The following is a 14,615-nucleotide window of genomic DNA, read 5'->3' on the forward strand; positions in this document are numbered from 1 at the left end:
GAAACCGGCATGCGCCGCCTCCCTCTCAGCTCGGCTGGACTGCTTCTGCTGCTGTTCCCGTTGCTGGCGCCTGCCCAGGCCGTGCAGCGGCAGGAAGGGCGCGCGTTCGCTGCGGATGGTGGTTCGTTGCTCTACCGCGAGACGCACTGGCTGCAGGGGCCGCCCGAGGCGTTGTCGCGGCTGGTGCTGTACCGCTGCGCGGACGGCCGCCCCTTCGCGCGCAAGTGGATGACGCCGCAGGGCAGCCCGCAGACGCCGGATTTCGCGCTGGAAGACGGCCGCGACGGCTACCAGGAAGGCGTGCGTGGGAATGGTGCGGCGCGCACGGTGTATGTGCGTGCCACTTCGGACGACAAGCTGGTCAGCCGCGCCTTGGAGGTGCCTGCGGGCGCGGTCGTCGACGCCGGATTCGACGCGGCCGTGCGCCGGCATTGGGCGGACCTGCTCGAAGGGCAGCCGGTGGCGTTCCAGTTCCTGCTGCCCAGCCGCCAGCGGCTGGTGCCGTTGAAGCTGCAACGCACCGCAGCGCTCACCTGGAAAGGGCAGCCGGCGCAGCAGCTGCAGATGAAGCTCGATGCCTGGTTCGGCTTCGCGGTGCCGGCGGTAACCCTCATCTATGCCAGCGCCGACCAGCGCCTGCTGCAGTTCACCGGCACCGGCAACGTACGTGACCACAAGGGGCGCTACCCGCAGGTGCGCGTGGAGTTCCCCTCGCCGCCCGTAGCCGCTGGCGCGGCCGAGCTTGCCACGGCGCGGGGGCAAGCGTTGGTGAAGACATGCGACTCATGAATACCCTCTTGCAGCCGACCTCAGGAGCAACGACCATGCAGGCTTGCTACCTGCCGACACCGAGCCCGCGATGCCTGAGCTGGATGCTTCCGATACCGCCGCATCAACACGCTTGGACCGGCTTCTGGTCCAGGTGGCCGAGGGCGACCGCCAGGCGTTCGAGTCCGTTTACCAGCTGGCCTCGGGCCGGCTGTTCGCGATCTGCCTGCACACCCTGCGCGACCGCCGCGATGCCGAAGAGGTCCTGCAGGACGTCTTCACCACGGTCTGGCGCAAGGCCACCCAGTTCGATGCCACGCGGGCCTCGGCCATGACCTGGCTCTCGATGATGGCGCGCAACCGCGCGATCGACCGCCTGCGCTCGGCCCCGCCGCGCCCGCTGGATGAGCTTTCCGTGGCCGAAGAGATTCCCGATTTCGCGCCGCAGCCGGCGCAGGCGGCCGAGCACGCCTCCGACCGCGAGCGTCTGGATGATTGCCTGGATACCCTGGAACCGCGCCGCCGCTCGCTGATCCGCAGTGCGTTCCTGCACGGTGCCAGCTATGAAGAGCTGGCCCGCCGCATCGGTTCGCCGCTGGGTTCGGTGAAGAGCTGGATCCGGCGCGGGCTGGGCCAACTGCGGGTGTGCCTCGAACGATGAACATCCGCGACCTTCACGATATTCAAGACGACGGCCAGCCGCCGAGCGCCGACATCCTGGCCGGCGAATACGTGCTGGGCGTGCACGACGCCGCCGAGCGCCTCAAGATCGAACACCGCATCGCCACCGACCCGGGCTTCGCCCGGCTGGTCGAGCAGTGGCAGGTGCGGCTGGCCCCGCTGCTGGAAGAGCTCGGCAGCGAGGCGGTGCCGGCGCACCTGTGGCCGCGCATCCGCAGCGAGCTGGGCTGGCCGGCGGTGACCGCCGCGCCCAGGCTCTGGCAGCGCACCGGCTTCTGGCAGGGCATGACTGCCCTGGCGGCGGCGCTGGCACTGGTGGCGGTGTTCAACCGCCAGCCGCTGCCCACCGCCCCGTCCACCCCGGTGGCCGTCACCCCGGCGCAGACCCCGGCCGAGCCGGAGCAGGCGACCAAGCCGGTCACCCCGCTGCTGCACGACGATGGCACGCCCGGCTGGCTGGCCTCGGTCGACAAGGCACAGGGCAAGGTGTTGATGGTGCCCGTCCCCGCACCGGCCGATGCGGCTGGCCGCGCACCGGAGCTGTGGCTGATTCCGGCCGGCGGTACGCCGCGTTCGCTGGGCCTGGTGTCCATCAACCGTGCCCACACCGTGGCCGTGCCCGACGCGCTGCGTGATGTCCTTGTGAACGGGTCGGTGCTGGCGATCACGCTGGAACCGTCGAGCGGGGCGCCGCAGGGCATTCCGACCGGTCCGGTCATCGCCAAGGGCGACATCGCCAACCTGTAACGGCCACCCCTTCCGGAAATTATTTTTCGGAAGGGGTGCATCCAAACGGCGCGAGCCTGCGTATCTCCTGATGAACCGCTCAGGAGACGCGCGACATGCTGTCCCGTTCCACCCCCGACCAACCCGCCCGCGCCCCGCGCGGCCGCTGGGCCACCGTGCTGCGCTGGTTCGACACCGGCGCCGCCGCGCCGGCCGCCGGTGGGAGCGGCAACCGCGTGGACTGGCTGCGGGCGATTCCCTTCGTGGGCATGCACCTGGCCTGCCTGGCGGTGATCTGGGTGGGGGTGTCGTGGGTGGCGGTAGGCGTGGCGCTGGCGCTGTACGCGGTGCGCATGTTCGCCATTACCGCCTTCTACCACCGCTACTTCGCGCACCGCACCTTCCGCACCTCGCGCGTGGTGCAGTTCGTGTTCGCACTGATCGGCGCGGCCAGCGTGCAGCGCGGCCCGCTGTGGTGGGCCGCGCACCACCGCAACCACCACCGCCACACCGAAACCGCTGCCGACCCGCATTCGCCCACCGTGCACGGCTTCTGGTGGAGCCACATGGGCTGGTTCCTCACCACCGAAGGCTTCCGCACCGACTGGGCGCGCATTCCGGACCTGGCGAAGTATCCGGAGCTGCGCTGGCTGGACCGTTTCGACACGCTGGTGCCGGTGGCACTGGCCGCTGCGTTGTACGGGCTTGGCGCATTGCTGGAACACGTCGCGCCGGGCCTGGGCACCAGCGGCGGGCAGATGCTGGTGTGGGGCTTCTTCATTTCCACGGTGGTGCTGTTCCACGCCACGGTGACGATCAATTCGCTGGCGCACCGCTTTGGCCGCCGCCGCTTCAACACCGGCGATGACAGCCGCAACAACCTGTGGCTGGCCCTGCTCACCTTCGGCGAAGGCTGGCACAACAACCACCACTTTTTCCCGGGCACGGTGCGCCAGGGCTTCTATTGGTGGGAAGTGGACATCACCTGGTACGGCCTGCGCGCGATGGCCGCGCTGGGCCTGGTGCGTGACCTCAAACCGGTGCCGGCCTGGGTGCTGGCCAAGGCGGAGCACTGACATGCGCATTGCCGTGATCGGATCGGGCATCGCGGGACTGGCCAGCGCCTGGTGGCTGAGCCAGCGCCATGAAGTGACGCTGTTCGAGGCCAACGACTACCTCGGCGGCCACACCCACACTCACAACGTGATGGTGGATGGCCGCGCGCAGGCGGTGGACACCGGCTTCATCGTGTTCAACCCGCAGCACTACCCGCTGCTGACCGCGCTGTTCGATGAGCTGCACGTGGCGTCGCAGCCCACCACCATGAGTTTTTCGGTGCACAGCGAAAGCACTGGCCTGGAGTACAACGCCACCACGCTGGATACCCTGTTCTGCCAGCGCCGCAACCTGCTCTCGCCGCGCTTCTGGGGCATGCTGCGCGACCTGCGCCGCTTCTATCGCCAGGCGCCGGCGCTGCTTCGCAGCGGGGAAGAGGGACCGTCACTGGGCAACTACCTGAAGCAGGGCCGCTACGGCGAGGCCTTCGTCCAGGAGCACCTGCTGCCGATGGCCTCTGCGCTGTGGTCATCGCCGGTCCAGGCCTTGGCCGACTTTCCGGCGCGTTACCTGGTGCAGTTCATGGCCAACCACCAGATGCTGCAGATGACCGGGCGCCCGGCGTGGCGGGTGGTGCAGGGGGGTTCGGCGCGTTATGTGGACGCGATGCGGCGGCGCTGGCGGGTACGCGAGCGGCTGGAATGCCGTGTGCTGGGCGTGGAGCGGCAGGAGCACGGGGTGCGCGTGCTCACCGCCGATGGGCTGGAGGGCTTCGACCAGATGGTGCTGGCCTGCCACAGCGACCAGGCGCTGGCACTGCTGTCCGATGCCGATGCCACCGAACGCAGCGTGCTCGGCGCGATCCGTTACCAGCCCAACGAGGTGGTGCTGCATACCGATGCCACCCTGCTGCCACGCAACCGCAAGGCCTGGGCGGCGTGGAACGCACACGTGCCGCGCGACCCGTTGGCACCGTGCACGGTCAGCTACTGCATGAACCTGCTGCAGGGCATCGATACGCCTACGCCGCTGGTGGTGACGCTCAACCGTACCGATGCGATTGCGCCGGAGAAGATCCTGCGCCGGATGCAGTACGCCCACCCCGTGCACGACCACGCCATGGTGCGTGCACAAGGGCGCTGGGCCGAAGTGCAGGGGCGGCGCCGCACCTGGTTTGCCGGCGCTTACTGGGGCTGGGGCTTCCATGAAGATGGCATCCGCAGTGCGCGCCGGGTGGTGGAGGCGCTGGAGTCGCTGGATGCCGAGGCGTACTGGCCGCTGTCGCAGGGCGTACCGGCATGACGGCCAGTGCGATCTATCGCGGCAGGATGCAGCACCGCCGGCATGCGCCGCAGCTGCACGCGTTCGACTACCCCATCGCGCAGCTGCTGATCGACCTGGACGAGCTGGACCACCTGTTCGACGGCCGCTGGTTCTGGTCGGTGAACCGCCGCAACCTGGCGGAGTTCCGCCGCAGCGATTACCTGGGCGACCCGGACCAGCCGCTGGCCGATGCCGTGCGCGGACGCATCACCCAGGCGCTGGGCCATGCGCCGTCTGGGCCCGTGCGCATGCTCGCCCACCTGCGCCATGCCGGGCACATCTTCAACCCGGTCAGCTTCTACTACTGCTACGCGGCCGACGGCACCACGCTGGACTGCATCGTAGCCGAGATCACCAATACGCCCTGGCAGGAACGCCACGCCTACGTGCTGCCCGTGGCGCAGGCCGACGCGCACGGCCGCGCGCTGGCCTGGACGTTCGACAAGCAGTTCCACGTCTCCCCGTTCCTGCCGATGGACTGCGAGTACCGCTGGCGCTTCACCGCGCCGGGCGATGACCTGCACGTGCACATGCAGGTGTGGCGCAACGGCGAGCGCCAGTTCGATGCCGACCTGGCCCTGCAGCGCCATCCCCTCACCGGCCCCGGCCTGGCCCGCGTGCTGCTGCGCCACCCGCTGATGACGGTGCAGGTGGTGGCCGCCATCCACTGGCAGGCGCTGCGGCTGTGGCTCAAGCGCACGCCCGTCCACGACCACCCTTCCATTGCTGGAAAGCACCCATGAACGACATGACCCGACCGCTTGCCCTGCCTGAGCCCAGCACGCTGGAAGCGTTCCTGCGCCGCCGCCTGCTGGCCCAGCTGGCCCCGCTGCAGGGTGGCCGGCTGCAGCTGCGCGATGCACTGGGCGATGTCTCCATCGGTGACGCCGCTGCACCGCTGCAGGTGACGGTGTGGGTGGACAACCCGGCCTTCTACCGTGCGGTCGGCGCACAGGGGAGCGTGGGTGCCGGTGAGGCCTACATCCGCGGCGAGTGGCGCTGCGACAACCTGGTGGGACTGGTGCAGCTGCTGGTGCGCAACCGCGCGCTGCTCGATGGCATGGAGCGCGGCCCGGCGCGGCTGGGCGGCTGGCTGCTGCAGGGCTGGAACTGGCTGCGCCGCAACACCCGCGAAGGCAGCCGCCGCAACATCGCCGCGCACTACGACCTGGGCAATGCGTTCTTCTCGCTGTTCCTGTCCCGCGACCTGATGTACTCCTCGGCGCTCTATGCCGAGCCCGGTGACACGCTGGAAGTGGCCTCGCAGCGCAAGCTGGCGCGGATCTGCGAACAGCTTCAGCTCAAGCCGGGCGACCGCGTGGTCGAGATTGGCACCGGCTGGGGTGGTTTCGCGGTGTATGCCGCGCTTCACCATGGCTGCCACGTCACCACCACCACCATCTCCAGGGAGCAGTACGCGCTGGCCACCGAGCGGGTGGCCAGCGCGGGGCTGCAGGACAAGGTGACGGTGCTGCTGGAGGACTACCGCGACCTGGAGGGCCAGTACGACAAGCTGGTCTCCATCGAGATGATCGAGGCCATCGGCGCGCAGTACCTCGATACCTACTTCGCCACGCTCACCCGGCTGCTCAAGCCGGAAGGCCTGGCGCTGCTGCAGGCCATTACCATCGAAGACGAACGCTACGAGCAGGCGCGGCGCAGCGTGGACTACATCAAGCGCTTCGTGTTTCCCGGCAGCTTCATTCCTTCGCTGCACGCGATCATGGCGGCCAAGACCCGCAGCAGCGACCTGCAGCTGATCGGCCAGCATGATTTCGGCCAGTCCTACGCGCTCACCCTGCGTGCCTGGCGGCTTCGCTTCCTGTCGCAGCTGCCGGCGGTGCGCGCGCAGGGCTTCGATGAGCGCTTCATCCGCCTGTGGGAGTTCTACTTGGCCTACTGCGAAGGTGGCTTCCTGGAACGCTCCATCGGCGTGTCGCAGCTGCTGCTGGCGCGCCCCGGCTACCGGCCGGCACCGATCGAGGGTACCCACTGAGATGCGCCACTTCTGGGCCAATGTCATCGGCAACCAGCTGGTCTGGCTGTGCGCGGTGGTCGGCGCCGGGCAGGGGCTGCGCTGGCCGGCGCTGCTGGCCGCGGCTGCCTATGTGGCCAGCCAGCTCGCCATGTCCGCGCAGCCCAGCGTCGATGTCAGGCTGCTTGGGGTGGCCGTGTTGTGCGGGCTGGTCGTGGATGGTCTCGCGGGTGCAAGCGGGCAGGTGGTGTACGCCGCTGCCTGGCCCAATGCGTGGCTGGCGCCGGTGTGGATCCTCGCCCTGTGGGCCGCATTCGCGATGACCCTTACGGTTTCCCTGAAGGTGCTGCAGCGGCGGCTCTGGCTGGCCGCGCTGCTCGGCGTGATCGCGCCGCTGGCGTATCTCTCCGCCGCGCGCGGCTGGTCGGCGGTGGCGTTCCCGTCGCCGTCCTGGCAGGGCGTGGCCGTTCTTGCCCTGGGCTGGGCCATCGCACTGCCGCTGCTGGCCCTCTGCGCGCGCCACTGGCAGCGCGGGACGGCGCCAGTGGCTACGAACACCAATGGAGCGCATGCATGATGAATCTTGGATGGGTCTGGCTGTATGCCGCACTGATCATGTGCTGGGGCTGGTGGTGGCAGCGCCGCCACCAGAACATCGGCGTGGTCGATGTGCTGTGGGCCAAGGGCGTGGGCGCCTCGGCACTGCTGCTGGCGTGGCTGGGCGATGGCGCAACCGCGCCGCGCATCGCGCTGGCGGTGCTGGGCGGGCTGTGGGGGTCGCGGCTGGCCCTGCACCTGTGGAAGCGCGTGCGCAGCGAAGACGAGGATGGCCGCTACCAGCACCTGCGCCGGCACTGGAACGGCCACCAGGGCAAGATCTTCGGCTTCTTCCAGTTCCAGGCGTTGCTGATCGTGCTGTTCGCACTGCCGTTCGTGGCGGTGTCGCAGAGCGCGGCGCTGCCGTTGGGCTGGATCATCGCCGCCATCACGATGTGGCTGCTCAGCGTGGGCGGCGAATCGCTGGCCGACCGCCAGCTGGCGCGCTTCCGCGCCGATCCGGCCAACAAGGGCAAGACCTGCCGCAGCGGCCTGTGGCGCTACTCGCGCCACCCCAACTATTTCTTCGAATGGCTGCACTGGTTCACCTACGTGCTGCTGGCCGTGCACTCGCCGCTGTGGTGGTTGGCCTGGTCCGGACCCGTGGTGATGTACGTGTTCCTGCGCTGGGTGAGCGGCATTCCGTTCACCGAGGCGCAGGCGCTGCGCACCCGGGGTGAGGACTACCGCGATTACCAGCGCAGCACGCCGATGCTGTTTCCGTGGTTCCCCTCCCGCACTGCTTCGCCCCGCAAGGAGTCTTCACCGTGAATGTCGCCCGAGAATCGCTGCCGCTGCCCGACTACGCGCCCGGCCTGACCGGCCTGGCCGAACGCGGCCTGCTGCCCGATGCGCTGCTGCGGCTGGGCATCCGCCGCCAGTGCGAGGCGCGCCTGCGCGAGGAAAGCGCAGGTACCGTGGAAGAGCAGGCGCAGCGCTTTTCCGCGCGCATCGTGTCGCTGTCGCGCAGCCCGCTGGCGCTGCACGTGGATGCGGCCAACCGGCAGCACTACGAAGTGCCCGCCGCGTTCTTCCAGGATTGCCTGGGTGCACGGCTCAAGTACAGCAGCTGCTACTACCCCACCGGCACGGAAACGCTTGATCAGGCCGAAGAAGCGATGCTGGCCCTGTACGGCGAGCGCGCCGAGCTGGCCGATGGCCAGGACATCCTGGAGCTGGGCTGCGGCTGGGGCTCGCTGACGTTGTGGATGGCCGAGCGCTATCCCGCCTCGCGCATCACCGCCGTATCCAATTCCAACAGCCAGCGCGAGTACATCCTGGGCCAGTGCCGCATACGTGGTCTCACCAACGTGACGGTGCTGACCCGCGATGTGAACGAGTTGATCCTGGAACCGGGCAGCTTCGACCGCTGCGTGTCGGTGGAGATGTTCGAACACGTGCGCAACTACGCCCGGCTGCTGCAGCGCATCCACCAGTGGCTGCGCCCGAACGGCAAGCTGTTCGTGCACATCTTCGTGCACCGCACGCTGATGTACCCGTTCGAGACCGAAGGCGATGACAACTGGATGGGGCGGCACTTCTTCACCGGGGGGCTGATGCCGGCCGCCGACACCCTGCTGCACTTCCCCCAGTACATGCAGCTGCAGCAGCGCTGGCTGCTGGATGGCACCCACTACGAACGCACCGCCAACCACTGGCTGGAGCGCCAGGACCAGAACCGCGACGCCGTGATGGCGGTGCTGCGCCAAGGCTACGGCGAGGCCGCCGCCGCACTGTGGTTCCAGCGCTGGCGCATGTTCTGGATGGCCTGCGCCGAGCTGTTCGGCTACCAGAAGGGCCAGCAGTGGATGGTGGCCCACTACCTGTTCGACCGCGCCTGACCCCTCATGAGGAAAACGCCATGAAGCTACGCCCACTGCTTCCCCTCCTCGCCGCCGGCATGTTGCTGGGCGGCTGCGGTGGCAATACCCGTCCCATTCCGCCGGTGGCCCACGTGGACGTGCCGCGCTTCATGGGCGACTGGTATGTGATTGCCCACATTCCCAGCCGGCCCGAGCGCGAAGCGTTCGATGCGGTGGAGTCCTACGCGCTTCGCCCGGACGGCCGCATCCAGACCACCTTCACCTACCGCAAGGGCAGCTTCGATGCGCCGGTGAAGACCATGCATCCGATCGGCACGGTCAAGGAAGGCACCAACGGTGCCGAGTGGGGCATGCAGTTCGTGTGGCCGATCAAGGCCGAGTACGTGATCGTGTACCTTGACGATGACTACCAGCAGACCATCGTCGGCCGCAGCAAGCGCGACTACATGTGGCTGATGGCGCGCACCCCGCAGATCTCCGAGCAGGACTACCAGGCGGCCATGACCCGGATTGCCGCGCTGGGCTATGACCTGTCGCAGGTGCGCCGCGTACCCCAGTCAGCCGCGACCAACCGCCCGAAGCCATAACTGGGGCGCGGTTCTCAGGCCCTGAGAAGGCCTTGGGTGATACTGGAACCCAAGGCGTACAGAGGGCGGTGACATGGCGGACAAGTACTGCGATCTGGTCATGAAGGGCGGCATCACCAGCGGCATCGTGTACCCCAATGCGGTGCTGTCGCTGGCCCGCGAATACCGCTTCAAGAACATCGGCGGCACCTCGGCCGGGGCGATCGCCGCCGCCGTGGCCGCTGCCGCGGCGCTGGGCGACCGGCGCTGCCGGGCCGGTGAACCGATGGGCCCGCAGGCCGGCTTTGCCGGGCTGGCCGATGTGTCCACCCAGTTGTCGCGGCGCGGCTTCATCTACAGCCTGTTCCAGCCGGCTTACGGTGCGCGTACCGCTTACCGGCTGCTGGTGATGCTCACCGGCAAGGCGAGCCTGCCGCGCAAGATCCTGTGCCTGCTGGCGGCGGTGTTCGCCATCGCCCCGCTGGAACTGCTGGCCGCGCTGGTCGGGCTGCTGGGCATCGGCTGGCTGGCCGCAGGAGTGGAGGGCATGTGGGCCACGCTGCTGCCGTCGCTGCTGTGCGCATATGGGGCGGGGGTACTGGCGTCCGCGCTGCGGGTGGCGCGGGTAGCGCGGCGCAACCTGCTGGGGCTGTGCTCGGGCGCCACCCAGAGCGGTGCCGACAAACCTGCGCTGACCGACTGGCTGCACACCCAGCTGCAGGCCCTGGCCGGCAAGCCGCTGGACCAGCCGCTGACCTTCGCCGACCTGCATGACGCCCCGCGTTACAGCGGCGAGCCGGAGGGCGCGCACGCGGTCAGCCTGCAGATGATCACCACCTGTGTATCGCACACCGAGCCGCGCACGCTGCCGTTCAGCGCCTCGCAGTTCTGGTTCCGGCGCGACCAGTTCGAACAGCTGTTCCCGGCCAGCGTGGTAGCGTGGCTGCTCGCCCGCGCGGGCGCGCCGCATCACGTAGACGGCGTGGACTACTACCGCCTGCCCGAAGGCGAGCAGCTGCCGGTACTGGTGGCCACGCGCATGAGCCTGAGTTTTCCTCTGCTGATCAGCGCGGTGCCGCTACATGAGCCGGCCCGCCGCGAGCGCCGCTGCGAACCGATGGCCGATGCCGCCCCCACGCACGGCGATCGCAACGTGGCCGACAGCACCGAAGGCTTGACCAGTGGCGGCCACGGCAGCGGCCCGGCGATCACCGCGTTCCGGGTGTGCTGGTTCTCCGATGGCGGCATCAGCAGCAACTTCCCCATCCACCTTTTCGACGCCGCGTTGCCGCGCTGGCCCACCTTCGGCATCAACCTGGTGTACCCGCACACCGCCGAACCGCTGCGCGCCGCGCCAGACTCGCCCGACGCGATCAACGCCGCGGTGTTCCTGCCCACCGAAAACCGGCATGGCTGGCAACGCAGCTACCAGTCCATCGCGCGGCCGCTGGCGGCGGCGGAGATGTCCGGCTTCCTGTTCTCCATCGTTTCCACCATGCAGAACTGGCGCGATGTGCTGCAGGCACGCGCGCCGGGCTACCGCGACCGCATCGTGCACGTCACCCTGCAGGGCGACGAAGGCGGCATGAACCTGGACATGCCGCAGGCCGTGCTCAGCCGCATTGCCGCCAAGGGCAGTGTGGCGGGCGAGCGCTTCTGTGATTTCTCGTTCGCCAATCATTATTGGATCCGCTGGCGGAACCTGGCGTCGGCGTATCAGCGCTACACGGTGGAGGTGGCGCGTACCGATGACCCCGCGCAGCGCGTGAGCGCCTGGCAGGACGCCTACGAATCGGTGGCGCAGGGCGCGCCACCGCCGCCCTCCTACCGGTTCAGTTCGGAAGAGAAGCGCCGCGAATCGCAGCAGCTGTGGCGCTTGATGGTCGAACAGGGCCAGACCTGGGAAGACCTCGGCCCGGACCTCACCGACGGCGCCCCGCGCCCGTTGCCGCAGATGAAGGTGACGTCCAGCTATTGACCGCAATGCGGTCAATAGCGGTAGCGCCGGCCGTTGGCCGGCCCTCATGAACGTTGCGGCATCCCGAGGGCCGGCCAACGGCCGGCGCTACCGGGACCCGGTCACGCGCGCCCCGGCAGCTGCGCGAACGCGCGCTGCATGCAGTCCTCGCGCGGGCAGACCCGGCAACCCGGGCCGATGGACACTGAATTGCCCGGGCTCTGGATATCCAGCCCGCGCGAGTAGATCAAGCGTTCGGCGTGCTGCAGATCGCAACCCAGCGCCACCGCAAACGTCTTGCGCGGCTGGCCATGACCAATCGGGCCACTGCTGACCTGCCGTGCCAGCCAGAAGTGGCGGCGCCCGTCGGGCATGCGTGCGGTCTGGGTCAGCACCCGCCCGGGCTGGTTGAAGGCCTCGTACACGATCCACAGCGGGCACGAGCCGCCCACCTGCGAGAAGTGGAAATCGGTGGCCGAGTGCCGCTTGGAGACGTTGCCGGCGCGGTCCACCCGGATGAAGAAGAACGGCAGCCCGGGCGCACTGCGCCGGGCCAGCGTGCTCAACCGGTGGCACACAGCTTCAAATCCCACCCCGAAGCGATGCGCCAGCGCATCGATGTCGTAGGCGCTGTGTTCGGCCGCACGCAGGAACTGCGCGTACGGCATCACCAGCGCGCCGGCGAAGTAGTTGGACATGCCGATCCGCGCCTGAGCGATCTGCTCTGGTTCGCGGAAGCCCGCGCGCGCGATCACCGCATCGATCTGCGCCGCATAGCCAAGCAACGCCAGCTCGGCGGCCATCTGGAACGCCTGCTGGCCCGGTTCCAGGTAATCGGGCAGCCACAGCGTGCGGCTGCCGCCGTCGTACACGCGCTTCTCGCGCCCGGCCTGCAGCGGCCCCACTTCCACCAGCACGCCGTGGCGGTCGGCCAGCAGCTGGCGCAGGCGCGGCGCCACGTGCCCGGCCACCAGCCCCCACTCGCCGAACAGCTGCTCGGCCAGGTCGTCCAGTTCGGGAATGTGGTTGTGCATGCGGTTGAAGAAATCCCGCACCTGGTCGCCGGCCGGCAGCGAATGCCCGGCCTGCGGGTCGCCCAGCTGGAACTCCAGCGCGGCGGCGTGTTCGCGCAGCAGCAGGTGGCGGCGGTGCAGGTCGAGCAGGGCCCGGCTGATCTGCGGCAGGTTGCCGGCCATGGCGCGGAGCTCGGTGCCGCTGACCTCATCCAGGCCCAGGTCGCGCAGGGTCTCGCCCAGTGCTTCCTGCAGCGCGCCGGGCTCATCCACGTCGAACAGGTCGGTAACGTCGCCCAACACCTCGCGCAGCTTGCCCTGCACGGCCGGGGTCAGGGGGCGCTTGTTGCGCTCGATCTGGTTCAGGTAGCTGGCCGACAGCCCCAGCGCCCGTGCGAGGTCGGCCTGGCTGTAGCCGCGCTGCTCGCGCAGCTTGAGCAGGCGCAGGCCGATCTGGCGATGGGGGAGGGGGCTATTCACAGAATTAACAGAAATCGTAGCGGGCATTGGCCAGATTAAGCGCAGACAGCCCGGAAATCGAGTGTTGGCTTGTGAATAATGCCAATCACCTTTCGCACCCCGCCGGTATTGCCATGACTGTTGCAGCGCCCCGTATCCGCATGTTGATCGATGGCCAGTTCGTCGAATCGGCCAGCTCGCACTGGCAGAACGTGGTCAACCCGGCCACCCAGGACGTCCTGGCCCAGGTGCCGTTCGCCACCGTGAGCGAAGTGGACGCCGCCGTGGCCTCGGCCAAGGAAGCCTTCAAGACCTGGCGCAAGACCCCGATCGGCACCCGCGCGCGCATCTTCCTGAAGTACCAGCAGCTGATCCGCGAGCACATGAGCGAACTGGCCCACATCCTCAGCGCCGAGCAGGGCAAGACCGTGCCGGACGCCGAAGGCGATGTGTTCCGCGGCCTGGAAGTGGTCGAGCACGCTGCTGCCATCGGCAACCTGCAGCTGGGCGAGCTGGCCAACAACGTGGCCAATGGCGTGGACACCTACACGCTGCTGCAGCCGCTGGGCGTGTGCGCCGGCATCACCCCGTTCAACTTCCCGGCGATGATTCCGTTGTGGATGTTCCCGATGGCCATTGCCACCGGCAACACCTTCATCCTCAAGCCGTCCGAACAGGACCCGATGGTGACCATGCGCCTGGTCGAACTGGCGCTGGAAGCGGGCATCCCCAAGGGCGTGCTCAACGTCGTGCACGGCGGCGAAGAAGTGGTCAACGCGATCTGCGACCACCCGGACATCAAGGCCGTGTCCTTCGTGGGCTCCACCCGCGTCGGCACCCACGTGTACAACCGCGCCTCGCTGGCCGGCAAGCGCGTGCAGTGCATGATGGGCGCCAAGAACCACGCCGTGGTGCTGCCGGACGCCAACAAGGAACAGAGCCTCAACGCCATGGTCGGTGCCGCCTTCGGCGCGGCCGGGCAGCGCTGCATGGCCGCCTCCACCCTGGTGCTGGTCGGTGAAGCGCGCGAGTGGGTGCCGGACCTGGTGGCCAAGGCCAAGGCCCTCAAGGTCAGCGCCGGCAGCGTGGCCGGTACGGATGTGGGCCCGGTGATTTCCTGCGCCGCCCGCGAGCGCGTCGAAGCGCTGATCGCCTCGGGCGTGGAGCAGGGCGCCAAGCTGGTGCTCGACGGCCGCAACCCGCAGGTGGACGGTTTTGAGAAGGGCAACTTCGTGGGCCCGACCATCTTCGACGGCGTCAAGCCGGGCATGCGCGTGTACGACGAAGAAATCTTCGGGCCGGTGCTGGTCATCCTCGAAGCCGAAACGCTGGATGACGCCATCGAGCTGATCAACAGCAACCCCAACGGCAACGGCACCGCGCTGTTCACCCAGTCCGGCGCGGCGGCCCGTCGCTTCCAGGAAGAAATCGACGTCGGCCAGGTGGGCATCAACGTGCCGATCCCGGTGCCGGTGCCGCTGTTCTCGTTCACCGGTTCGCGTGCCTCCAAGCTCGGCGACCTGGGCCCGTATGGCAAGCAGGTGGTGATGTTCTACACCCAGACCAAGACCATCACCGCGCGCTGGTTCGACGACGAGACCCTGGGTCACGGCGTCAACACCACCATCAGCCTGAAGTAAACGCCTGCAAGGCACGGAGTGTTCATGAGCA

Annotated in this window: 14 protein-coding genes; 13 read left to right on the top strand and 1 reads right to left on the bottom strand. The window is 68.6% G+C overall.

Features of this window, described 5'->3' with window-relative positions; translation table 11 throughout:
• Window positions 1–9 precede the first annotated feature (9 nt).
• The 12 genes from AC06E7_RS08115 to AC06E7_RS08170 all read left to right on the top strand — a co-directional run bounded on the left by AC06E7_RS08115 (window position 10) and on the right by AC06E7_RS08170 (window position 11,493).
• The gene (locus AC06E7_RS08115; RefSeq protein WP_478064043.1) at window positions 10–789 is read left to right on the top strand and encodes a hypothetical protein; all 780 of its coding nucleotides are present in this window, start codon (window positions 10–12) and stop codon (window positions 787–789) included.
• A gap of 70 nt (window positions 790–859) precedes the next feature.
• Window positions 860–1,429, top strand: a complete 570-nt coding sequence (locus AC06E7_RS08120; RefSeq protein ID WP_478064045.1) for a sigma-70 family RNA polymerase sigma factor — start codon at window positions 860–862, stop codon at window positions 1,427–1,429.
• The gene (locus tag AC06E7_RS08125) at window positions 1,426–2,196 is read left to right on the top strand and encodes an anti-sigma factor (protein ID WP_478064047.1); all 771 of its coding nucleotides are present in this window, start codon (window positions 1,426–1,428) and stop codon (window positions 2,194–2,196) included. Before AC06E7_RS08120 ends, AC06E7_RS08125 begins: the two co-directional genes overlap by 4 nt.
• 95 nt (window positions 2,197–2,291) lie before the next feature.
• Complete coding sequence (locus AC06E7_RS08130) at window positions 2,292–3,251, top strand: acyl-CoA desaturase (protein ID WP_068848487.1); 960 nt, start codon at window positions 2,292–2,294, stop codon at window positions 3,249–3,251.
• A gap of 1 nt (window position 3,252) precedes the next feature.
• The gene (locus AC06E7_RS08135) at window positions 3,253–4,533 is read left to right on the top strand and encodes an NAD(P)/FAD-dependent oxidoreductase (RefSeq protein WP_249833532.1); all 1,281 of its coding nucleotides are present in this window, start codon (window positions 3,253–3,255) and stop codon (window positions 4,531–4,533) included.
• Window positions 4,530–5,297, top strand: a complete 768-nt coding sequence (locus AC06E7_RS08140; RefSeq protein ID WP_478064049.1) for a DUF1365 domain-containing protein — start codon at window positions 4,530–4,532, stop codon at window positions 5,295–5,297. Before AC06E7_RS08135 ends, AC06E7_RS08140 begins: the two co-directional genes overlap by 4 nt.
• Window positions 5,294–6,550, top strand: a complete 1,257-nt coding sequence (locus tag AC06E7_RS08145) for a class I SAM-dependent methyltransferase (RefSeq protein ID WP_478064051.1) — start codon at window positions 5,294–5,296, stop codon at window positions 6,548–6,550. Before AC06E7_RS08140 ends, AC06E7_RS08145 begins: the two co-directional genes overlap by 4 nt.
• Before the next feature lies 1 nt (window position 6,551).
• Window positions 6,552–7,106, top strand: coding sequence for a DUF2878 domain-containing protein (locus tag AC06E7_RS08150; protein ID WP_447783818.1), 555 nt, complete (start codon window positions 6,552–6,554; stop codon window positions 7,104–7,106).
• Window positions 7,103–7,897, top strand: coding sequence for a DUF1295 domain-containing protein (locus tag AC06E7_RS08155; RefSeq protein WP_478064053.1), 795 nt, complete (start codon window positions 7,103–7,105; stop codon window positions 7,895–7,897). Before AC06E7_RS08150 ends, AC06E7_RS08155 begins: the two co-directional genes overlap by 4 nt.
• Complete coding sequence (locus AC06E7_RS08160) at window positions 7,894–8,967, top strand: SAM-dependent methyltransferase (protein ID WP_068848499.1); 1,074 nt, start codon at window positions 7,894–7,896, stop codon at window positions 8,965–8,967. Before AC06E7_RS08155 ends, AC06E7_RS08160 begins: the two co-directional genes overlap by 4 nt.
• A gap of 20 nt (window positions 8,968–8,987) precedes the next feature.
• Window positions 8,988–9,536 (top strand): lipocalin family protein, encoded by a 549-nt coding sequence (locus AC06E7_RS08165; RefSeq protein ID WP_217537589.1) that lies wholly within the window; start codon window positions 8,988–8,990, stop codon window positions 9,534–9,536.
• A 73-nt stretch (window positions 9,537–9,609) separates the two neighbouring features.
• Window positions 9,610–11,493, top strand: coding sequence for an RpoH suppressor (locus tag AC06E7_RS08170; protein WP_478064055.1), 1,884 nt, complete (start codon window positions 9,610–9,612; stop codon window positions 11,491–11,493).
• 101 nt (window positions 11,494–11,594) lie between these two features.
• Here AC06E7_RS08170 and AC06E7_RS08175 read toward each other — a convergent pair whose 3' ends face one another.
• Window positions 11,595–12,965: a helix-turn-helix domain-containing protein gene (locus tag AC06E7_RS08175; RefSeq protein WP_478064057.1), complete on the bottom strand. Its 1,371-nt coding sequence runs from the start codon at window positions 12,963–12,965 to the stop codon at window positions 11,595–11,597.
• 113 nt (window positions 12,966–13,078) lie between these two features.
• On the opposite strand from AC06E7_RS08175, the gene AC06E7_RS08180 reads away from it, so the two are divergent.
• Window positions 13,079–14,584 (top strand): CoA-acylating methylmalonate-semialdehyde dehydrogenase, encoded by a 1,506-nt coding sequence (locus tag AC06E7_RS08180; RefSeq protein WP_478064059.1) that lies wholly within the window; start codon window positions 13,079–13,081, stop codon window positions 14,582–14,584.
• Window positions 14,585–14,615 lie beyond the last annotated feature (31 nt).

This window comes from Stenotrophomonas sp. Steno-Z4 (genome assembly GCF_056393145.1).